A 23750-nucleotide genomic window follows, 5' to 3' on the forward strand; every position below is an offset into this window, starting at 1 on the left:
ACAAAATTTATTTCAGTTTATTTACTTGGTTTTCTATGAGTTACGTTTGGATAAAACTTCTTTCTCATATTGCTTAACTTCTTCTAACCAAGATTCTTGGGTTGGAACACCCATTTGTTCGCAATAATAATCCCAAATAGCTCCAAATGGATAAGTTTTAAATTCTTCCATTAAAGCTAAGCGATCGGTAAAATTACCTTCTTCCTGTAACTGCTTCAAGTGATTATGAGGTAGAAGAAGCGCGTATAACAATGACTTAATCATATTTCTTGTTCCGATCGTCCAAGCAGCTACTCGATTTATACTTGCATCAAAGAAGTCTAATCCGATGGAGACTTTGTCCAATGCATTATTTCTTACTAATTCTAAACCTATTTCTTTTAATTCATCATCTAATACGATGACATGATCGCTATCCCATCTCACTGGTCGAGATACGTGTAATGCTAACTGATCACTATACAGCAGCATAGCTGAAATTTTATTGGATACCATTTCTGTCGGGTGATAATGCCCTGTATCCAGTAGACATAACTTATTATTTTTTAAGGCGTAGCCCATGTAAAATTCGTGTGATCCTACCACATAAGCTTCTGATCCGATACCAAAAAGTTTACTTTCTACTGCGTCCATGTTTAATGATTCATCAATTTCATAATCAAAAATTTGATCCAATGATTCTTTTAACCTTTCTCTTGGTGTCAATCGATCACTAGGAATATCTTTATAGCCATCAGGAATCCAAATATTTGTCAATGCAGGAGTTCCTAATTCTTTTCCAAAATAGGCTCCAATTTTACGTGATTGAATACAGTGATCTATCCAGAAATCTCTTATTTCTTTATCAGGATGTGCTAAGGTTAAGCCATCATCAGCTTTTGGATGAGAAAACAGTGTCGGATTAAAATCCAAGCCTAAATGATGTTTTTTCGCCCATTCCACCCAATTTTTAAAATGTTCAGGTTCTAATTGATCACGATCTACTACTTTTCTATCTGTTTCTGCATAAATAGCGTGTAAGTTAATTCGATGGGTTCCTGGGATTAAGGATAATGCTTTTTCTAAGTCACTACGTAATTCTTCTGGAGTTGTCGCTTTTCCAGGATAATTACCTGTTACATCAATTCCACCAGATAGTTCCTGCTGTTCTACTTCAAACCCGCTAACATCGTCTCCTTGCCAGCAATGGATAGAAATGGGGATTTTTTTGAGTTGTTGAAAGGCATCTTCAACAGAAACTCCCCATTTTTCAAATTGCTTTTTTGCTACTTGGTAGTTTTCTTTAATACTCATTAACATCACCTCAAATTAAAATTTAGAAATAGTAAAAGATTCACGAATGATCTCTTTCGATTGCTCTACAGATTCCACTTCATTTGTTGCAATCAGCTGAGCAATTAAGTTTCCAATACCAGTGGCTTCTGTCGGTCCTGTATAAACTTCTTTTCCTGATTTTGCTGCTAATTTTTCATTCATAAAATTATTTTTACTTCCACCGCCAATAATGTGTATGGAAGGATACGATTTATTAGTAAGCTCTTCAATTTGTTTCGCAGCAGCATGATAACTTTCGACTAAGCTATTAAAAATACATACAGCTAATTCTCCAGGTGTTTTCGGCTCTAGTTGATTTGTTTCCTTACAATAAGATTGAATCGCCTCTATCATACTTTTAGGGCTTAGAAATCTTGCATCATTTACATCAACGGTTGAATCAAACTGTGTTTCTTTATAAGCTAAGTCTACAAAATCTTGAAAACTATATTTGTCTTGATATTCCCTTTTCACTTCTTGAATCATCCACAATCCCATAATATTTTTAAGGAAGCGAATATTATGATGAACCCCTCCTTCATTTGTAAAGTTGTAAGAAAAGGCTTCCTCTGAACTAATTGGTTTTTCATGTTCTACTCCCATCAACGACCAAGTTCCAGAGCTAATATAAATGGTCTCTGTAGCTGGTACCGACATAACAGCTGATGCGGTATCATGTGTACCAGGTAAAATGACTTGTAAGTCAACTCCTAACTCTTCTTTCAACTCTTCACGAATGGGGCCTAGGGTCTGTAACGGTTTCATTGGTGGTTGAAATAAATGTTTAGGGATACCAAGATTCTCTAAAAATTCACTATTCCAATCTTCTGATTCGGCATTTAATAATTGAGTGGTTGTAGCGTTGGTATATTCATTGGATAGTTTACCAGTCAATAAAAAATGCAAATAATCCGGTATCATAAGAAAATAATGTGCTTGATCAAAAATCATAGGATCTTCTTTTTTTAATGCATATAATTGGTAAATTGTGTTAAATGGTTGAAACTGTATTCCCGTCTGCTTATATATTTCTTTTTGATCAATAAATGAGAAAATTTCCTCCATGATTCCATCCGTACGATGGTCTCGATAGGCAACAGCGTCTGTTAATCGATTTTTTTGTTCATCTAATAAAACAAAATCCACCGCCCAAGTGTCAACACCTATAGAAATCGGATTAAATCCCTTTTCTACGCTTTGCTTAATTCCTAATTTAACTTCTTCATAAAGTTTATCGATATTCCAACAAAGATGACCGTTTTGGTTTTCCATCTTATTTTCAAATCGATGGATTTCATCCAATTGAAGCTGACCATCTTTCAGAAAACCTGCCAATACACGGCCACTCGAAGCACCAATATCTACAGCTAAATTACATTTTTGCATTCACTCACCTCACATTTGAAAGCGTTTATAACGTTATTATATAGGATACATAATAGATAATATATAACGAAAATTATTTTTTTATTGTCCTTTTTTGCAAAGTCATGTATAAAAATATTTGAATTTTCATAAAGAAAACTAGCCTTTAGGCGTCAGCAGAGCCGTAATTGCAGTACCTCCTGTACAAGTGCGTCCTGTGACCAACGCCGATACTAGAACGTCCTATTCGTCGTACTTCAGTCCTGAACCTGACTTCTACGTCGACTTTCTTCGGTGCTGCTAGGTATTTATTTACTTAACGTGTAAATAAAAAAGCAGTTAATCTTCTTTGATTAACTGCTTTTGAAACGCTTTAGGTGTCATGCCGAATTTACTTTTAAATATCCTGTAAAAATAACTTATGTTTTCATATCCAACCGACTCTGCAATAGCTTGCATCGACAAATCGGTATACATAATTAAGTTTTTGGAAACTAATAACCTTTTTTCTTGTACTAAATCTTTAAAGTTTTGATTTGTTAATGCCTTTACTTGTTTGCTCACCCAGTACACTGATTGATGGAAAAGTTCCGCTAGTTCTTGCAAATTAGCATTCCGGTAATTTTCTTCAATATATTGAAAAACTTCTTGTAAAAATTGATGTTCCTCCGAATGTGAATGATTAGGATAAATCTTATTCTGCTGGTCTATTAATTCAATAACTAATAACCCCATTAAAAATTTTGATTTGGAATGGGACAGAAAAGATCCATACATCATTTCTTGCAACAATTGGGTCATTAATTCTTGGATCCGGCTGGCATTAGCAACTGGATAATAAAGAAATTCCCCCTTTTGCGAATAATCAAACATACTATTCATTAAGAACTGCATCATCTGATTTTGGATAAAGCCCTCTGATAAATTAGCCACAATATAATCAAAAAAAGCGGGGTGGATAATAAAATTGATCACAATATCTTCGCTTTCACAAGCATATAACTCATGTTCAATATATTGGTTTAGGATAATGATATCCCCTTTTTTTAAATGGAATGTCTGATCACCGATTTTTTGTTTCAATGAGCCATGATAGACATAATTCATTTCAATATAATCATGAGAATGCTTCGGGAAATCAATATATCTTGGATGTTTGCGGATCATAATTAATTTGTCTTTTAGAAATTTCTCCCCTTGAACGATAAAGGAGGACGTGACATCTGTATATAATTCTTTATTAATGGATAAATCTTCAGATAAAATAGCCTTTTCTTCTTCTGACTCTTTCATTAACTCCTTAAGTATGGACTGCCCCATATAACACACCCTCACTTTATACATGCAAAACTATTTTACACATATTTTATCATAGATTCCGAATGCAAACTATCATAGATAAAGGATACTGCCATTTAAAAAAGAAGCAGGTAAATGATATCCCTGCTTCTTCTGAAAATGGATTTTATTAAATTAATAAATGGAATAAGTGTTCATCTTTATTTATTTCTTTATAAGAAAATCCATTTTGCTCCATTCTCGAAATTAAGGCATGATAATCTTTAGAATCTTGTAATTCAATCCCGACTAAAACAGGTCCTTTATCGCGGTTATTCTTCTTCGTATATTCAAATCGGGTAATATCATCATTCTCTCCAAGCACTTTATACATAAATTCACGAAGTGCACCTGCTCTTTGTGGGAAATTTACAATAAAGTAGTGTTTATACCCTTCATAGATCAGTGAGCGTTCTTTAAACTCCTGCATTCTATCGATATCATTATTACCACCACTTACAACACAAACGATATTTTTACCTTTAATTTCATCTTTGTAAAAATCTAATGCCGATACAGGAAGAGCACCAGCTGGCTCTGCTACAATCGCATTTTCATTATAAAGATCCAATAATGTGGTGCAAAGCTTTCCTTCAGGCACAACGGCAATGTCATCAATAATCTCTTTTGCTATATCAAAAGAGATATCCCCGACTTGTTTGACACTTGCACCATCGACAAATTTGTCAATTTTATCGAGCTTTGTAACATGGTTATTTGCAATAGCTGCTTTCATTGAGGCAGCACCCTCAGGCTCCACTCCTACAATTTTTGTATCTGGACTTATACTATTGATATAGGAGCCAACACCTGAAATAAGCCCTCCACCTCCAACAGCCATGAAGATATGAGAAATAGGTTCTTCAATGCTATCTAATACTTCTAGACCGATCGTTCCTTGTCCAGTAATTGTTCTAGTATCATTAAAAGGATGAATAAACGAAGCATTATGTTCTTCGCAATATTCCATCGCTTGCTCAAACGAATCATCAAATGTATCACCAGTTAAACGGATTTCAGTAAATTCTCCACCAAAAAACTCCACTCGATTTACTTTTTGGCGCGGTGTAGTACTAGGCATAAAAATAACACCTTTTACACCAAGTGCTTTACAAGAATACGCCACACCCTGCGCATGGTTTCCTGCACTAGCACATACGACGCCATTTTCTAGTTCTTCTTTCGATAACCCTTGCATTAAATTATAAGCACCACGAATTTTAAAAGAACGAACGACTTGTAAATCTTCACGTTTTAAGTATACATTACATTGATATCTGTCAGATAAAATAGGATCACGTTGTAAAGGTGTTTTCACTACAACATCTTTTAGTACTTGATTAGCAATAATGATGTCTCTAACTTGAATTGGATTTACTTTTGTACTCATAATACGAACCCTTCCTACTTCAATTGTTAGACTTATACTAACATAAACGATAAAAATAGAAAATAAATTTATCCTATAAATCAGGAATATGATAAAATCGCAACATCCGTACCGCCTACTGTCACCTCATTACTTATTGGCTTTTCATGTAAGCAATCCACATATGTTAATTCGTTATCTAAACTTATCGTAACAGAGTCTTCATTATGGTTTAAAATAAAAAGATATATGTTATCTCCCTTCACTCTCTCCAAGACCTCCACATTTGCAGGGGATTCAACTGGTGCCGTAATTTCCAATTGTTGGAATAGACCTTCCAAAAGTTTATTTACATAAGATTCCGAAGGGTCTGTACCAATATAAATGGAATTTCCTTGTCCATAGCGGTGAAACGTAACAGCTGGCTTTTCTTTATACCAATCTTCTTTAAAAGTTGCTATGGGCCTTGCACCTTCTAAATGAATAACATCTGACCAAGTCTTTGTTTCAAATAATTCTCCATTAGCTACGATAATATTTTTTTCATCATCTGACATTGGAGCAAATTCCTCTACCGTTATACCTAACAAAGATCGTAATGGTGCAGGATATCCACCTAAATGAATATGGTCTTGCTCATTGACAATACCGCTGAAAAAGCTAACAAGTAATGTTCCTCCTTGAGAAACAAACTGCTCTAAATGCGTTTCCTCTCCATTTTTTATCATATATAACAGCGGAGCAACAACTAGCTGATAGTTCGTTAAATCGCTAGTAGGCCGAACAAAGTCCACAGCTATATTGTGTTCATAAAATACCTTGTAATATTTATACACTTGATTTAAATAAGATAATTTATTATGTGGCTTTCCTTCTAATTCCACAGCCCACCAATTTTCCCAATCAAAAATAATCGCTGCTTTTGCATTTGTTTTAGAGCCTGCTAAATGATCCAGTTTATTTAATTCATTACCTAATTGTTTTACCTCTTGAAATGTACGGGATTTTGGATCATTCGAATGTGGTACCATTGCTCCATGGAATTTTTCAGCCCCTGCTTTTCCCTGTCTCCACTGGAAGTACATTACACCATCTCCGCCGCGAGCTACAGTGGAATAACTCCATAACCTCATTTCGCCAGGCTTTTTCGTTAAATTAATATCTCGCCAATTCACGTGAGAAGTTACCTGTTCCATTAAATAAAAAGGTTGTCCATTTTTTAAACTTCTCATTAAATCATGATGCATGGCGTGACGATAAGGCTTCCCTTCTCTTGGATCTGGATAAGAGTCCCAAGTAACTAAATCCATCTCTTTCGACCATTCAAAATAGTTAAGGGGTTTAAATTCATACATAAAATTTGTAAAAACAGGCACATTAGGGGTTATTTCACGTAATATATCTTTTTCTATTTTATAAAGTTCAAAAATAGCGTCATTCATAAATCGCTTATAATCTAATTTTTGACTTGGATTATAAAAGGTTGGTAAATTAACTGGGAATTGAATTTCATCCCACTCATTGTATCTCTGACTCCAAAAATTAGTTCCCCATTTTTCATTTAAGGTATCTATCGTTTGATAACGATCATGGAGCCATTTTCGAAATGCTTGTAAACTTTCCTCGCTATAACATTCTGATAGATGACAGCCATACTCATTATTAATGTGCCACATTTTAAGTGCTGGATGGTCTTGGTAACGTGCTGCTATTTTAGAAACGATAAGTCGAACTGCATCTCGAAAACGCTTACTATTCGGGGAATAATGTTGTCTCGAACCTGGTTGATAAGGCACCCCATTTTCTTGAACAGCCAACACTTCAGGGTACTTTTTAGATAACCACGCAGGAGGAGATGCTGTAGCTGTTGCTAAGCAAACACCAATGCCATGTTGATGTAATATATCTAACACTTTGTCTAACCAACTAAAATCAAACTTGCCTTCTTCTCTTTCTATCACAGACCAACTAAAAATAGCAACTGAAACTAAGTTAACACCAGCTTCTTGCATTAATTTTGCATCTTCTAACCATACTTTCTCATCCCATTGCTCTGGGTTATAATCCCCACCAAATGCAATGCGAGGAACTACTTCTTGTATACTTTTCACCATGTTGTTCACTCCATTCCCCAATCCAAAATCATTTCTTTTATAATTAAACTCATACGTACATCTTATATGAACGCGTTATCAAAACGCAAGTATTATAGATAAGTTAACACTATTATGATATTTGTAATAAAACAAAATGGGCTTTTCCTCATACAATATAATGAGTCAATCAATATTAATGGCGGAACTATAAAGGGGATTTCTTTGGCTAAGCAAGAAAATATCAACAACAAATTTGGTGGATGGATACAAGCAATTGGGACAGTTATTTCGGCATTAGGAAATACCCCACAATACTCCCGTTGATTTGGATATTCAACACGATATTAAGGTGATTGGTAAAGTCTGGTTCAAACATGACTGCGATTAGTGGTAGTTTGCGTTAATAGAGCTCGATTGATCCATAATGAAATGGTGAGGTTTTTCTTTTAAATTGAATAAAACCAAACTGATTAAATCGTTCGCTTTGCCAGTGATCTTTTATTACAACACGTTGCCTTGCTACCCGCTTTGCTTCTTTAATGACATCCATGGTGAGATCAGATGAAATTGCTTGTTTTCTCAATGGATTAATCCCGTTGGAAGTGTGAATGCTTTTATGAAACATAGGGTCGAAATACACAATATCAACTGCATTGGTTTCTGCTTTTTTTAAATAGGAATAATGGTCATCATGTATAACAGAAATTCTCCTCATCGCTTGATCAAACCATTCATGTCTGCTATTTAAGGAAGAAAGCCCTTCTTTAGCTAGTATGTATAATGATTTACTTCCTTCAATCCCAATGACAGATCCACCTGCCCCCACTGCCAAACTTGCTATTATACTATCGGATGCTAAACCTAACGTGCAATCGAGTATAGACATTCCTTTTATTAGCTTCGTTGTAGAAAGAAAAGGTTCTTCTTCGCCATTTACGACACGTTTTGATCTTACCATCGCTAAGTTAGGGTGAAAAAACAGTTTCTGATCACCATCTAAACATGAGATAAACAACTGGTCCTTTCCAACAACTAAAATATCATCTTTATATAGTTTTTTTAAATTCTCAATCGATTGTCCTTTTCTTTCGATAAAAGGTAATTGATAGGTAGCTGATAACCTTTTAGAATGTGTTATTAACCTATTCGTTGAACGACCCGCTGTTGTTATAATCATATGGATGATCATCCTACCTTTAACAGAGTTTATATATAAAGAAGGTAGCAGTAAAATTACTACTACCCTGACAATCATATACTAAAATGCGTTTTGCAGATTTGGAACTACTTGTTTTTTACGAGACACAACCCCTTTTAAAGTGGCTGTTTTGTTATTTAAGGTTACATTAAATGCTTCTGCTACTTTTTGTTCTTCTTCTCCGACTGCTAATACAACAGAATCGTTATTTAAAATATCGGTAATAACAAAGACGAATAGCTTAAGACCTTTATCTGATACCGTCTTTTCAATTGCAGGTTCGATTTCACTGCGAAGAGCTAATACATCATCTACCTCCACAGTGTTCACCTGTGCAATTTCAACCTTATTTCCGTTCATATCAAACTCTTTTGCATCCATAGAGATTAATTCCTGCGCAGATTTATCACTGATATCTGCCCCTGCTTTTAGCATTTCTAAACCATAGCTTTGAACATCTACACCTGCAATTTCAGCCAATTCTTCAGCTGCTTGAACGTCTTGATCTGTACAAGTAGGTGATTTAAATAATAAAGAGTCTGAAATGATAGCTGAAAGCATTAAGCCAGCGATCTCTTTCTTCATTTCTACATTATTTTCTTTGTACAGTTTATTTAGGATGGTTGCTGTACAACCAACAGGTTCCGCACGATAATATAGTGGATCTTTTGTTTCAAAGTTTGCAATACGATGGTGATCAATTACTTCTAGTATTTGAACGCGTTCAATATCTTCAGCACTTTGTTGGCGCTCATTATGGTCTACTAAAATAACTTGATCAACTTCGTCTGCAACATGTTCTACCATTCGAGGGGCAGACTGATTAAACTGGTCTAGGGCATATTGTGTTTCATTACCTACTTCCCCTAGTCTTACAGCTTCTACTTCTTCACCTAAAGCTTGTTTTAACTCCGCATATGCAATAGCAGAACATATCGTGTCCGTATCAGGATTTTTGTGTCCAAAAATAAGTGTTTTTGCCATAATTCAAACTCCTCACTTCCAAATTTTATATCCAAACCCATTATACATGAATGGGTATTAGATAACAGCATTTTACTTGGTTTGTCCTTGGCCCTTTAATAAATACTTAGTAGACGTAAGTGCCTCTAATCCCATTGGCCCTCTAGCATGAAGTTTTTGTGTACTTATTCCAATCTCTGCTCCGAAACCAAATTCAAAGCCGTCTGTAAATCTTGTAGATGCATTATGATAAACAGCTGCTGCATCAACTTCATTCATAAATTGTACAACACTTTCATCAGTTTCCGAAATAATAGATTCAGAGTGATTTGTACCGTATTTATTGATGTGGTTAATAGCGTCTTGCACTGAATCTACTACTTTAATGGCAACTATTTTATCTAAATATTCATTTTGATAATCTTCTTCTGTCGCAGCTATTATATGATCACCTTTTGATAAAGTAAATTCATCACCGTGAATCTCCACATTTGCTTCTTGTAAAGATTTAATAAGTTCAGTTAAATAGCTGCCTGCCCATGACTTTTCCACTAGGATTGTTTCGATTGCGTTACATACAGATGGCCTCTGCGTTTTAGCATTAATAGCAATCTCTACAGCCATGTCTTTATTTGCTGTTTGGTCAATAAATAAGTGACAGTTCCCTGCTCCAGTTTCCAGTACGGGTACAGAGGATTGTGCTACAACTGTATCGATTAGTTTTTTACCGCCGCGTGGGATTAAAACATCTAAGTAATCATTCAGCTTAAACATCTGAGATGCCGTTTCACGGCTGGTATCCTCTACTAATTGAACGGCCTGATCAGGCAATGCAGATTTTTTTAATGCATCATGTATAACGCTAACCAGTGCTTTATTAGAATAAATAGCAGATGAGCTGCCACGTAGCAATACAGCATTTCCTGTTTTTAAACAAAGACTTGCTGCATCAATCGTTACATTTGGTCTTGCTTCATAAATCATACCGACAACACCGATTGGCACGCGTACTTTTTCGATTTGTAAACCATTTGGCCGCTCCCAATTCTCCATTACTTCTCCAATTGGATCCTGTAGTTCCGTTAATTGAAGAAGTGCATCCGACATATCTTGAATTCTTTGATCATTTAGAACGAGACGATCAATTAGTGACTCATGCAGACCATTTTCACGTCCTGATTGAATATCTTTTTGGTTTTCTTCCATAATGAATACTTTTTGTTCTCTTAATTCTTCTGATATTAAGCGTAATGCTTGATTTTTTTCATCAGTGGATTTTGTTGCAAGATTTGTTGTTGCTTCTTTTACTAATTGTGCTTTTTGCAAAAGATCACTCATAGTTATATGCCTCCTTCATTGATAAAACCAGTCGATCTCGATGGATCACTTCTGGTTTAGTTCCCATTGTTAACTCCATGGCTATAGTACTTGATTCTCCCTTAGACTTGATTAAATCACGTGACGAGTAGTTCACTTGACCTTTAGCAATGATATCGTCCTCAGAAACGACTTCTACAACAGCCCCTTCTTCAAAATCTCCTTCAATCCACTTTACACCAGCAGGTAATAAGCTTCTTCCTTGGTGAATGATTGCTTTTGCTGCTCCCGTGTCTACATAGATTTTACCTGAAACTTTTGAATGGAATGCAATCCATTGTTTTTGTTTTCGGTAATTGTTCGTAAGCATTTCTCCAATATAGGTGCCGTCTCCTTCGTCGCCGACAATATCCATTAATTTATCAGCGCCTTTCCCAGATCCAACGAACACTCGGACTCCTAATGAGAGAGCAGTTTTTGCCGCTAATATTTTCGATTTCATCCCGCCTGTTCCAAATTTAGAACCTGATTCATGTTTTGTTTGATCTAAAATTTCCTGAGAGATCGTAGGAAGACAGTCATACCTTATTGCATTTGGGTCTGTTTTTGGATTTTTATTATAAAGACCATTAATATCTGTTAACATAATTAAAAAATCTGCATGGACTAACCCACTAACTAAAGCGGATAGCATATCATTATCTCCAAATGTTAATTCATCTATCGCTACTGTATCATTCTCATTAATGATTGGTAAAACATCTCTTTTTAATAGCTCCGTTAATGTTGAATAAACGTTGCTATATTGTGTTTCATTACTGAACACGTCTTTCGTTAGCAATAATTGTGCTGTCACAATACCATAGGTTTTAAATGCATCATTATAAGCTTGAGCCAGTTGTCCTTGGCCAACAGCAGCTGCTGCTTGCTTACCAGCAACAGTGATTGGTCGAATAGGATATCCTAGATCATTGAAACCAGCAGAGACAGCACCAGACGATATAAGAATAACTTCGTAGTTATGTTGAATCAATTTTGCTATCGCGGAAACATGTTCCTCCAACATTTCTACACTCAAACCACCATTTTTATTTGTAAGTGAACTACTGCCAATTTTTACCACAACTCGCTGTTTTGCCATTTATTTCACGCCTTCATCTAAAATCTCTCTTTTAACCATAAAGAAAACTTGGGCTTAGCCAAGCCTTATGGCGCAGTACGGTCGCCTAGTTACCCTTGCATCGGGGGTGAAAATTGAACATCTATTAAATTCGTCTACCTCCTGTAGGCAACACAGATGTCAGTCCCCCCCCCCCGTACAAGTGCGTCCTGTGACCAAAACGCCGATATTAGAACGTCCTGTTCGTCGTACTGCGAACCTTAAAATTTTCACTACGTCTAGTAACTTCCCTACCGAAATTTATGTCCTAACGTATAAAAAGACTCTTTATCCTTGACCATGCAAGGACGAAAAGAGTCTTTCCGCGGTACCACCTTTATTGACAATATAAACTATTGTCCGCTTTTCTCTTTAACGCAGAGATACGGTTAAGTTATATGCTTAACGGTTCATAGAATAGGTTCATTAGATTAGCGGGTAATGGAACTTTTCAGCCTAAGAATTCCAATCTCTTTTTACCATATATCTAATTACTAGTTCTAATCAGTACCTTTTATTAGCTTGTTTTCACCTATAATATGTTTATCTATCTGTTATTATATGAAAAAATGAGATACTTCTCAAGTCATTGTATGATTTTATAAAGAGAGACTTTTATCAGTTGGGGGGCTCTTCATCCCCCACCTATACTTCTTTAATAATTCTAAGTCTGAAGTGGGGAACGAACGATTGTCCACCGTTACAAACGGACATCTATTTTACTTTAACAACCCAATTAAAAGGATCTTTTTCTGTTCCATACTGAATACCAGTCATCGTATCGTATAATTTTTTAGAAATTTCACCAGTCTTACCATTATTAATTTCCATTTTTTTATCTTCCCAAGCTAATTCACCAATTGGGGAAATAACTGCTGCTGTTCCAGAACCAAACGCTTCTTCCAACTCTCCATTAAGGTAGCTTTGATATATATCTTCCATTGTGATACGGCGTTCATTAACTGGAATATCCCAATATTTTAACAGTTCAATAACAGAATTTCGAGTTACCCCTTCTAAAATACTTCCATTTAAAGCAGGAGTAACAATTTCCCCATTAATCTTGAAGAAAACATTCATGCTTCCTACTTCCTCAACATATCTTTTTTCTACTCCATCAAGCCATAAAACTTGAGCATATCCTTCATCCGCAACATCTTCTTGTGCTTTAAGACTTGAAGCGTAATTCCCCGCTGTCTTAGCTTCACCAGTTCCACCTTTGACAGCACGTACATATTTATTTTCCACTGCTATTTTGACGGGGTTTATTCCTTCCTCATAATAAGCACCAACTGGGGATAAAATAATAATAAACTGATAAGTACTGGAAGGAGAAACACCAAGATAAGGCTCTGTTGAGATGATATATGGTCTAATATATAAAGAAGTTCCCGGAGCATCAGGCACCCATTCATGGTCAATATGTACCAGATGCTTAATCGCATCAATCGCGAATTCTTCATCAACTGGCGGAATGCACATTCTATCATTTGATTTGTTTAGTCTTTCCATATTTTTATTTGGACGGAATAATTGAATATGACCATCTTTAGTCTTGTATGCTTTTAGACCTTCAAAAACCGTTTGACCATAGTGAAAGACAATTGCTGCTGGATCTAACACTAACGGTTGATATGGGACAATACGTGGATTATGCCATCCTTTTTCACGACTATAATCCTGTATAAACATATGATCAGTAAAGTGCTTACCAAACGCTAACTGATCTGATTCCGGTTTTGGTTTAGGTTTTTCGTTTTTCATAACGGTAATGGTATATTGTGACATAAAAAAAGACTCCTTATTCATATAAAATTTCAATTTTCGATTAAATAACCTTTAACCTTTATTTTATTACTAAAATGTACTAAAAAACAAGTTATAATTGTAAAATTTTTCGACAATTATAGTTCTTAAGGAATTCTAACAGTAAGGGAGTTGCCTAGAAATGAATTCAAACAAACATCAACTTTCCACTCGATTTGAAGTAGCCTTTAATCAAATACACGATTTATTATGCAAATATGCAAAAGAAACGAATACCAATGCTTCATTTCATGAAGTTTTGTCAAAAGCAAAGACGCACCATATCGTTAAATCACACTACGAATTATTAAAACAATGCAGTAAATTAAGAAATGCGATGGTACACCGAAAAATAAAGGAGGAATTTTACATAGCGGAACCTCATGAAGAGGTAGTTTTAGAATTAGAGAAACTTAAAGAAATATTAAGTAAACCTCCTCAAGTTTTATCTATTGCATCACAGCCAGTTCAATATTTTAAACAAATAGACACTTTAGAAGATGTATTAACTGCTTTTCATCAGGATGGATTTACACAATATCCTATATATGACCAACAAACTTATATAGGACTATTAACTGAAGGTGGAATCGCGCGATTTCTAGCACACTACGTTGATCAAATTTCCACTATGAATACAAAGAAAATTCAAGTGGAAGAGCTTCTTTCATATGAAAAAGAAAACAGTATTGCATTTATGAAACAAGATTCTAATCTATTTGATTTAGAGGCAATATTTCATATTTATCACCAACAAAATAAAAAATTGGAAGCTATTATTATAACAGAAGATGGCTCACAAAATCAGTTACCTATCGGAATTGTATCGGCTTGGGATTTACTTAAAGTACCGAACGATAATTTTACTCTTATTCGTCATACATAAAGAAAACCCACCGAATGGTAGGTTTTCTTTCGTATTACATATTTGCAACTGTTGGTAAAGCAGTTTCTCCCATTAAATACTGATCTACTTGGTGTGCTACTTCCCGTCCTTCATTAATAGCCCAAACAATCAAGCTTTGTCCGCGTCTAGCATCACCTGCAGCAAATACATGATCAATATTTGTCTGGAAGTCACCATATTTGGCATCCACTCTATTACGTTCTACATGAACATCAAATGCCTTCAATACAGGTTGTTCTGCACCTTCGAAACCAATAGCAATAAGTACTAGCTGTGCAGGCCAAACCTTTTCTGTACCTGGAATTTCTTCAAATACAAACATTCCATTTTCATCACGTGTTTTCTTCATTTCAACAGTGTGAAGTTCTTTTAATTTTCCATTCTCATCCGTAACAAATTTCTTTGTTTGGATAGAATATTGTCTAATATCTTCTCCAAACTTATATTTAGCTTCTTTGTGAGCATACTCTAAGCTAAATACTTGTGGGTATGCAGGCCACATATTATCTTCGGTTCGTTTAATTGGCAATTGTGGGTGTTTACCAAACTGTACAATGCTGTTAGCGCCTTGACGAAGAGCTGTAGCGATACAGTCAGCACCAGTATCACCACCACCGATGACAATAACATCTTTTCCTTTTGCATCTAACTCTTCTTCTGCTTGTACTTTATCATCCAATAATGATTCTGTGGCTCTTGTAAGGTAATCCATTGCAAAGCGAATTCCTTTTCCATCTCTGCCTTCAATTGGCAGATCACGGTGTTTTTGAGCACCAGTACATAAAATAACAGAATCATAGGATGATTTGATTTCGTCAGCAGATATATCTTTTCCAACCTCTGTGTTTAAGATAAATTCTACTCCTTCATCACGAAGTAATTGTACACGACGCTCAACTACGTCTTTATCAAGTTTCATGTTTGGAATACCATAAGTTAATAACCCGCCAGCACGATCAGCTCTTTCATAGACGGTTACTTTATGACCTGCTTGATTTAATTGATCGGCTGCCGCCAACCCTGCTGGGCCAGATCCAACAATGGCAATCTTTTTACCAGTTCGATGATCAGGAATACGTGGCGTAATCCAACCATTTTCAAACCCTTTATCAATGATAGCTTGTTCAATGTTTTTAATCGCAACCGCTGGATCATTAATCGCAACTGTACAAGAGCCTTCACAAGGTGCCGGACAAACACGACCAGTAAACTCAGGAAAATTATTTGTTTTTAACAAACGATCAAGTGCCTCTTTCCATTTCCCTTTGTACACCAAATCATTCCACTCTGGAATCAGGTTATAAACAGGGCAACCTGATGTCGCCCCATCTATATCCATTCCAATATGGCAGAATGGTGTACCACAATCCATACAGCGTGCTCCTTGTCTTTTCATTTCATCATCAGTGAAAGGAGCAGAATATTCGTTCCAATCATTTATCCTTTCAATTGGGTCACGTTCAAACGACTCTTCACGTTCAATTTCCATAAATCCTGTTGGTTTTCCCATTCTTCTGTCTCCTTTCTATTTGATTAGTGCTTCTTCATTATTTAGTTTTACTGTCATTCTACCTTCTTTTTTAGACATGAAGGCTTCATATCTCGCATCATCTAACGTATGACCTTCTTGTTCAAACCAGTCAATCTGTTTCAACATTAATTTATAGTCTGTTGGAATAACTTTCACAAAGTTATTTACTTCTTCTTCCCAATTATGAAGCGCTACGGCAGCTTTATCACTATTTGTATATTGATAATGATTTTCTAGCATTGCTTTTACTTCGTTGATTTCTTCTAGATCAGTAATGGATTCAAACTGAACTAGCTCATCATTACACAGCTTTTTAAATGCTGGGATATCATCAGGTTTAACATAAGCGACACCGCCAGACATACCAGCTGCGAAGTTTTTACCTACATTACCTAAGATGACTACTCGACCACCTGTCATATATTCACAACCATGGTCACCGACACCTTCTACAACAATTTTTGCTCCACTATTACGTACAGCAAAACGCTCACCTGCATAACCATTGATATAAGCTTCCCCGCTGGTAGCACCGTAGAAACATACGTTACCTGCTATCACATTGTTTCCAGGATCAATAGTTGTCTTCCCAGATGCTCGAACAACAATTTTACCACCTGATAAGCCTTTACCAACATAATCATTGGCATCTCCTGTAACAATCATCTGCATACCATTTGGAATAAAGGCACCAAAGCTTTGACCTGCAGATCCTTCAAAGCGTAATGTGACGGTATCTTCAGGCAGACCTTGTTCGCCATACTTCTTAGATATTTCACTTCCAACAATCGTACCAGTTACACGATCCGTATTCTTAATGAAGAAGGACTCATCTACTATTTCTTGATTATCAATTGCTTTTTGTACCTTAGGAAGGATTTGTGTCATATCAAGTGACTGATCAATTTTATGATCTTGCGTAACTGTGTTATGACGTGTTCCTTCAGGTTGATACAACAATGTTGATAAATCTAAATGTTTTGCTTTCCAATGTGCTTTAGCTCGTTCAGATACTTCTAACACATCTGTTCTTCCAACCATTTCATCTAGAGAACGGAAACCAAGCTGTGCCATGATCTCACGTACTTCTTCTGCAACAAACTTCATATAGTTTACGACATGGTCAGGATCACCGGTGAATTTCTTTCGTAATTCAGGGTTTTGTGTTGCCACACCAACTGGGCAAGTGTCCATATGACAAACTCGCATCATTACACAACCAGTTACTACTAATGGAGCTGTTGCAAATCCATATTCTTCTGCACCTAACAATGTAGCCATTGCCACATCTTTACCAGTCATTAATTTACCATCTGTTTCAAGGATAACTCGATCTCTTAATCCATTAAGCATTAATGTTTGATGCGCTTCTGCAAGACCTAACTCCCATGGTAAACCTGCATGCTTAATACTTGTCTTCGGAGATGCACCTGTTCCACCGTCATATCCAACAACAGAAATAACATCTGCATTCCCTTTAGCAACACCTGCAGCAATCGTACCAACACCAGATTTCGCAACAAGCTTTACACTTACACGAGCATCACGGTTGGCATTTTTTAAATCGTGAATTAATTGTGACAAGTCTTCAATCGAATAGATATCATGGTGTGGTGGTGGTGAAATTAAGTCAACACCTGGTGTAGAACCACGTACATCTGCAACCCATGGGTAAACTTTCATACCTGGTAATTGACCACCTTCACCCGGCTTAGCCCCTTGAGCCATTTTAATTTGTAACTCTTTTGAATTAACAAGATAATGACTTTTAGCACCAAAACGTCCAGAGGCAACCTGCTTAATCGCACTAGAACGTAAATCGCCATTCTCATCTTTTGTAAAGCGATCAGGGTCTTCCCCGCCTTCTCCACTATTACTTTTACCACCAAGTCGATTCATGGCAATAGCAAGGGTTTCGTGTGCTTCTTTACTAATCGAACCAAAGGACATCGCACCTGTTTTGAATCGTTTCACAATGGATTCTACAGACTCTACCTCTTCAATTGGAATAGCATTTGTATTTTTAAAGCTAAATAAATTTCTTAAGAAGCCAACTTGTTCTTCGTTTGCTGCTTTGGAAAACTTCTTGAACAAGTCATAATCTCCACGACGGCAAGCCCACTGTAAAGTATGGATCGTCGTTGGATTAAAGGCATGGTGTTCTCCTGATTTACGCCATTGGAAATCACTACCTGATTCTAATGATTGCTCAATAGCTGCCTTATATCCTTCTTTATGGCGTTTTTGTGTTTCATCTTGTAAAACTGCTAAATCAATGCCATCAATTTGTGAAGCGGTACCTGTAAAGTGTTCTCCAACAACTTTTTTGCTGATCCCGATAGCTTCAAATATTTGAGCACCTCGGTAACTTTGAACCGTAGAAATACCCATTTTCGACATTACTTTAATAATACCTTCTGTTGCTACAGAGATAAATTTATACTGTGCTTCTTTAAATGGCATATCTAATTCATTCGCTAAAACTGAAGCATGAAGTGTTTGATACACAAGATACGGGTGAATAGCATCTACACCATACCCAAGCATTGTAGCAAAGTGGTGCACTTCTCTTGCTTCACCTGTTTGAGCAATAATACTTGCTTTGGTACGAATACCTTCTCGAACAAGGTATTGGTGAACACCACTAACAGCTAGTAACGTTGGAATAGCCACTTTATTCAAGTCCATTCCTTTGTCAGAAAGGATAAGTAAATTATAGCCATCTTCAATTGCTTGTTTAGCATTTTCAAACAGTTGATGCAGTGCTTCTTCCATGTTACCAGTAAAAGTGGTATCTAATACTTTCGCACTAAAGCCATCTACCTTGTTTTCTACTATGGAATCTAATTGATTATTTGATAGTATAGGTGAATCTAAACGAATACGTTTCGTAGTTGTATTTTTCGGATGTAATAAGTCACCTTCTGTACCTAACCAAGTAAGTGTTGAAGTTACAAGCTGTTCACGGTATGCATCAATAGGTGGGTTCGTTACTTGTGCAAATAACTGCTTGAAATAGTTAAATAATGATTGTGGTCTTTCAGATAAAACAGCTACTGGCATATCATTACCCATCGCACCAATTGGATCTTTACCACCTGTAACTAAAGGAATTAGATATTTCTCAATATCTTCTGTTGTATAACCAAATGCTCTTTGTTTTTGCAGCAATTGTGGATCAATATAGTCGTCTTCATCAACATCGCCTTCCACATCTAATGCAACAACTTGATCGTCTAACCAATCACTATATGGATGAGCACTTGCTATTTCTTCTTTAATTTCTTTATCAGAAATGATTCTTCCTTCTTCTAAATCAACAAGTAACATTTTACCTGGGCTTAGGCGTTCCTTTAATAGAACATTTTCTTCTTCATAATCAATAACCCCTACTTCCGAGGAGTAAATGATATAGTCGTCTTTGGTTACATAATAACGTGCTGGACGAAGCCCATTCCTGTCTAAAATGGCACCAATTTGCTTACCATTCGTAAATGTAATGGAAGTAGGACCGTCCCACGGCTCCATCATCGTGCTATGGTACTGATAGAAAGCACGTTTTTTCTCATCCATGTGAGGGTTTTTCTCCCAAGGCTCTGGGATAAGCATCATAGCTGCATGTGCTGGTTTTCTACCTGCAAGCGTGAAAAATTCTAACGCATTATCAAGAGTAGCTGAGTCACTGCCTTCTGAGTTTACAATTGGTAATACTTTTTCTAAATCGTCTCCAAATGCTTCTGAAACGAATTGTTTCTCACGTGCACGCATCCAGTTTACATTACCGCGCATTGTATTAATCTCACCATTATGAATAAGGTATCTGTTAGGGTGTGCTCTTTCCCAAGTTGGGAATGTGTTCGTACTGAACCTTGAGTGCACAAGTGAAAAAGCAGACACAAAAGAATCATCTTGTAAATCAAGATAAAATTCGTCTACTTGATCAGGTGTTAACAACCCTTTATATACAATAGTTTTGTTCGATAAACTTGGGAAATAAAAACGGATCTCTTGTTCTTTTGCCCAATTTTCTGCTCGCTTACGGATGACATATAATTTTCGTTCGAATGCTAAGTCATCCTCTAATTCGTCTGAAGCAGCAATAAAAACTTGGCGCACAGCAGGAACCGTTTCTTTCGCTGTTTCCCCAATTTTTGTTTCATCTACTGGAACGTCACGCCAGCCGATTAAAGATTGCCCTTCTTCTTCAATGATTTTGTTAATAAATTCTTCTACTAAATCCTGTTCTTTTTTATCTTTTGATTGAAATAACATTCCAACACCATAACGACCTACATCTGGTAATTGGAAATTTTCACATACTTTTCTGAAGTATTGATCAGGGATCTGTACCATTAATCCAGATCCATCACCAGTAAGTGGATCACTTCCCTGTCCACCACGGTGTTCTAGCTTACATAACATTTGCAAACCTTTTTGTACGATTTCATGTGTTTGCTTTCCTTTAATATGAGCATACAAGCCTATACCACAAGCATCATGTTCAAAATCAGGATGGTATAAACCTTGGGCACTAGGCATATCATTATACGTCATATTGTCGCCCCCCATTTCGTTTTCCTTTTAAGACGTCTATTTCCATTGTAAGTTTATTTTTTGTTCTAAACAATATATAATATATATGATAATGATCTCAAATTGATATATATTAAGTGGATGAGGTGAAATTTAGATGGAATTAAGACAGCTTCGATATTTTGTAGAAGTGGCGGAAAGAGAACATATTTCCCATGCTGCTGCTGCTTTACACGTTGCTCAATCCGCCGTTAGTAGACAAATTTCAAATTTAGAATCGGAATTAGGTGTGGATTTGTTTGAACGTGAAGGTAGAAATGTTCGATTAACACAAATAGGTAAAATATTTTTGTCTAATGCAAAAGCAGCATTAAAGGCTATTGATCATGCCCAAAAACAAATAAGTGAATATATTGATCCAGAAAGAGGTTCTATAAAAATTGGTTTTCCAACAAGCTTAGCAAGCAATATGTTACCTACCATTATTTCAGAATTTAAAAAAATTCATCCTAAAATCAATTACCAACTTCGACAAGGTTCTTATAACTTTTTAATCGATTCGGTAAATAACAGGGAATTAGATGTTGCTTTTCTAGGACCAGTTCCAACTGAGCACACAAGAATAATTAGTAATGTCTTGTTTATGGAAGAGTTTTATGCGTTGCTTCCAAAATCACATCCGTTAGCAAAGGCTGAAGTGATTAGATTATACGATTTACGTAACGATACTTTCGTGTTGTTCCCAGAAGGTTATATCCTGCATAAACTAGTTATTGATGGTTGTAAAAATGCTGGCTTTACTCCTAACATTTCTTCTCAAGGAGAAGATTTAGATGCCATAAAAGGTCTAGTATCTGCTGGAATTGGGATTACATTACTGCCTAAAAGTGCTTTAACAGATGTCAATCCAGATTATTGCGTGAAAGTTGCCATACCAGAAGCAGAATTAAAACGAACGGTAGGTGTTATCATACCTAAAAATCGCCAACTAGCCCCTTCTGAAAATGTTTTCTATCAATTTATACTGGATTTTTTTAATCAAAGAATTATTAATGACTAGCTTCCATACTCCCGTGAATTTTTATTTCACGGGAGATTTAAGCTTGCAATGCAAGTCTATCTAACCATCTATTCGGATTATGGAATTCCAATTCCTTTGTTAAAAATGTTGCAATAGGCTTTACCCTGCTTTGAAATATAGCTTCCTCTATGGATAATTGAATCGGAACGTCTATACAAATTTGAGCTAATTTTTTTGAGATTGTTAGATCTTCATAATATAGATCCAATTTTTTCTGTACCCCTTTTGTTAATGAAGCTTTACTTTCTAATAATTGATCTATACTATGATGTTCCTTAAGTAGTTTCATAGCTGTTTTTTCGCCAATTCCTTTTACACCAGGGTAATTGTCTGAAGAATCCCCCATTAAACCTTTTAAGTCTATAATTTGTTGAGGTGTTAATCCTTTTTTCTCATAAAAGTTATCGTGCGTAAACAATTCATAATTTCCTTGGCCCTTTCTCATAATAGCAACATCTATTTGTTGATCAACCAGCTGCAGCAAGTCTTGGTCTCCACTCAAAATGGTTATATGGTTTTGTTGATGTAATTGCTTCGCTAACGTTCCAATACAATCATCAGCTTCATAACCTTCGACACCAATGTTCGGAATATCAAATGCTTCAATTAATTGTTTGGCTAAGTCAAATTGAGGTACTAATTCTAGTGGCGGTTCATCTCTGTTAGCCTTATATTCCCGAAATATTTCATTTCTAAACGTTTTACTCCCCATATCCCAACAACATATAACATGAGATGGTTGAAATGTTTCCATAGCATTGACAAAATAGTTTAAAAATCCAAAAAGTCCGTTACGCGGCACTCCTTTACTATTTGTCATAAAGTTTCCACGAAATGCAGTTGCAAAAAAACCGCGAAACAATAATGCCATCCCATCTACTAATAAAACATGACCTTTGTTTTCCATTGTATCAATCCTTTTTCATACTATAATGATTAGTGTACAATGAAATGGCATTTTTGTATATAATCTATTTTCAGAAAAGAAGGTGTAGAAAATGGAAAAAAACGAAAAGGCTACTTTTGCCGGGGGATGCTTTTGGTGTATGGTGAAACCTTTTGATCAGTGGGAAGGTGTTGAAAGTATTGTATCTGGATACACAGGAGGTACTGTAGAAAACCCCACGTATGAACAAGTGAAAACAGGCACTACTGGACATTACGAAGCTGTTCAAATAAGTTACGATCCTTCCATTATCTCTTATCAACAAATTTTGGATTTATATTGGCCGCAGATTGATCCAACGGACGATGGCGGACAATTTCATGATCGTGGCCCTCAATACCGTACGGCTATTTTTTATCATAATGAAAAGCAAAGAAATTTAGCGGAAGAATCTAAAAAAGCTTTAAAAGCTTCTAATCGGTTTCAGGATGAAATTGTAACAAAGATTCTACCAGCTTACACTTTTTATCCAGCGGAAAGTTATCATCAAGACTTCTATCGAAAAAATGAAAATGAGTATAAATTAGATAGAGAAAAGTCAGGAAGAGATGAATTTATCGAAGATCATTGGAAATAAAAAGTTAGAAGTTGCCCTGAAAATTAGAAAAGAGCTGTCTCATTAGTCAGTTTACAAAACTGGTGAGACAGCTCTCTTGTTTATACGTTAGACAATGTATAAAATTTGATCGTCATATCCATAAACTACGTCGTAACTAAGCGTGTTTTTCTCCCATCCTTCCGAAGCTGAGTGCTAGTCCAGCGCTGCGGAAAAACGCTCCCTTTCCGGGGTAGAGTAGAAAACAGGAATTAAATAGTGCCTTCTTGTC

The 23750-nt window shown here is 36.0% G+C and carries 16 protein-coding genes and 1 other annotated feature; of the genes, 3 read left to right on the forward strand and 13 right to left on the reverse strand.

Features of this window, described 5'->3' with window-relative positions:
- Positions 1 to 33 precede the first annotated feature (33 nt).
- From rhaA to GHD00_RS16615, 10 genes are all read right to left on the reverse strand, one after another.
- The gene (rhaA, locus tag GHD00_RS16570) at positions 34 to 1293 is read right to left on the reverse strand and encodes an L-rhamnose isomerase (RefSeq protein ID WP_163539273.1); all 1260 of its coding nucleotides are present in this window, start codon (positions 1291 to 1293) and stop codon (positions 34 to 36) included.
- A gap of 15 nt (positions 1294 to 1308) precedes the next feature.
- Complete coding sequence (rhaB, locus tag GHD00_RS16575) at positions 1309 to 2700, reverse strand: rhamnulokinase (RefSeq protein WP_163539274.1); 1392 nt, start codon at positions 2698 to 2700, stop codon at positions 1309 to 1311.
- 318 nt (positions 2701 to 3018) lie between these two features.
- On the reverse strand, positions 3019 to 3999 hold the full coding sequence (locus tag GHD00_RS16580; protein ID WP_163539275.1) for an AraC family transcriptional regulator: 981 nt from the start codon (positions 3997 to 3999) through the stop codon (positions 3019 to 3021).
- Between the two features lie 148 nt (positions 4000 to 4147).
- Positions 4148 to 5407: a threonine ammonia-lyase IlvA gene (ilvA, locus tag GHD00_RS16585; RefSeq protein WP_163539276.1), complete on the reverse strand. Its 1260-nt coding sequence runs from the start codon at positions 5405 to 5407 to the stop codon at positions 4148 to 4150.
- 80 nt (positions 5408 to 5487) lie between these two features.
- Positions 5488 to 7500 (reverse strand): beta-galactosidase, encoded by a 2013-nt coding sequence (locus tag GHD00_RS16590; RefSeq protein WP_163539277.1) that lies wholly within the window; start codon positions 7498 to 7500, stop codon positions 5488 to 5490.
- A 382-nt stretch (positions 7501 to 7882) separates the two neighbouring features.
- Positions 7883 to 8659, reverse strand: coding sequence for a class I SAM-dependent methyltransferase (locus GHD00_RS16595; protein ID WP_163539278.1), 777 nt, complete (start codon positions 8657 to 8659; stop codon positions 7883 to 7885).
- 81 nt (positions 8660 to 8740) lie between these two features.
- Positions 8741 to 9664, reverse strand: coding sequence for a manganese-dependent inorganic pyrophosphatase (locus tag GHD00_RS16600; RefSeq protein ID WP_163539279.1), 924 nt, complete (start codon positions 9662 to 9664; stop codon positions 8741 to 8743).
- 72 nt (positions 9665 to 9736) lie between these two features.
- Positions 9737 to 10981: a glutamate-5-semialdehyde dehydrogenase gene (locus tag GHD00_RS16605; RefSeq protein ID WP_163539280.1), complete on the reverse strand. Its 1245-nt coding sequence runs from the start codon at positions 10979 to 10981 to the stop codon at positions 9737 to 9739.
- Positions 10974 to 12101 carry a glutamate 5-kinase gene (proB, locus tag GHD00_RS16610; RefSeq protein ID WP_163539281.1) on the reverse strand — a complete coding sequence of 376 codons (1128 nt, stop codon included), beginning with the start codon at positions 12099 to 12101 and terminating at the stop codon, positions 10974 to 10976. Before proB ends, GHD00_RS16605 begins: the two co-directional genes overlap by 8 nt.
- Before the next feature lie 319 nt (positions 12102 to 12420).
- Positions 12421 to 12636, reverse strand: a binding site (T-box leader).
- A 197-nt stretch (positions 12637 to 12833) separates the two neighbouring features.
- Positions 12834 to 13907, reverse strand: a complete 1074-nt coding sequence (locus GHD00_RS16615) for a branched-chain amino acid aminotransferase (protein WP_163539282.1) — start codon at positions 13905 to 13907, stop codon at positions 12834 to 12836.
- 160 nt (positions 13908 to 14067) lie between these two features.
- Here GHD00_RS16615 and GHD00_RS16620 point away from each other — a divergent pair, with 160 nt between their 5' ends.
- Positions 14068 to 14811, forward strand: a complete 744-nt coding sequence (locus tag GHD00_RS16620) for a CBS domain-containing protein (RefSeq protein WP_163539283.1) — start codon at positions 14068 to 14070, stop codon at positions 14809 to 14811.
- 34 nt (positions 14812 to 14845) lie between these two features.
- Here the strand turns inward: GHD00_RS16620 and GHD00_RS16625 are convergent, their stop codons facing one another.
- Positions 14846 to 16342: a glutamate synthase subunit beta gene (locus GHD00_RS16625; protein ID WP_163539284.1), complete on the reverse strand. Its 1497-nt coding sequence runs from the start codon at positions 16340 to 16342 to the stop codon at positions 14846 to 14848.
- Positions 16343 to 16357: 15 nt separating this feature from the next.
- Entirely contained in the window at positions 16358 to 20917 is a 4560-nt protein-coding gene (gene gltB, locus GHD00_RS16630; RefSeq protein WP_163539285.1) for a glutamate synthase large subunit, read from the reverse strand.
- Between the two features lie 136 nt (positions 20918 to 21053).
- Between gltB and gltC the strand changes: the two genes are divergently transcribed.
- Positions 21054 to 21956, forward strand: coding sequence for a glutamate biosynthesis transcriptional regulator GltC (gltC, locus tag GHD00_RS16635; RefSeq protein ID WP_163539286.1), 903 nt, complete (start codon positions 21054 to 21056; stop codon positions 21954 to 21956).
- 37 nt (positions 21957 to 21993) lie between these two features.
- Here the strand turns inward: gltC and GHD00_RS16640 are convergent, their stop codons facing one another.
- Positions 21994 to 22884, reverse strand: a complete 891-nt coding sequence (locus GHD00_RS16640) for a 5'-3' exonuclease (RefSeq protein WP_163539287.1) — start codon at positions 22882 to 22884, stop codon at positions 21994 to 21996.
- 91 nt (positions 22885 to 22975) lie between these two features.
- Here GHD00_RS16640 and msrA point away from each other — a divergent pair, with 91 nt between their 5' ends.
- Positions 22976 to 23500, forward strand: a complete 525-nt coding sequence (msrA, locus tag GHD00_RS16645; RefSeq protein WP_163539288.1) for a peptide-methionine (S)-S-oxide reductase MsrA — start codon at positions 22976 to 22978, stop codon at positions 23498 to 23500.
- Positions 23501 to 23750 lie beyond the last annotated feature (250 nt).

Source organism: Gracilibacillus sp. YIM 98692 (assembly GCF_010993965.1).
Lineage (GTDB): Bacteria > Bacillota > Bacilli > Bacillales > Amphibacillaceae > Gracilibacillus.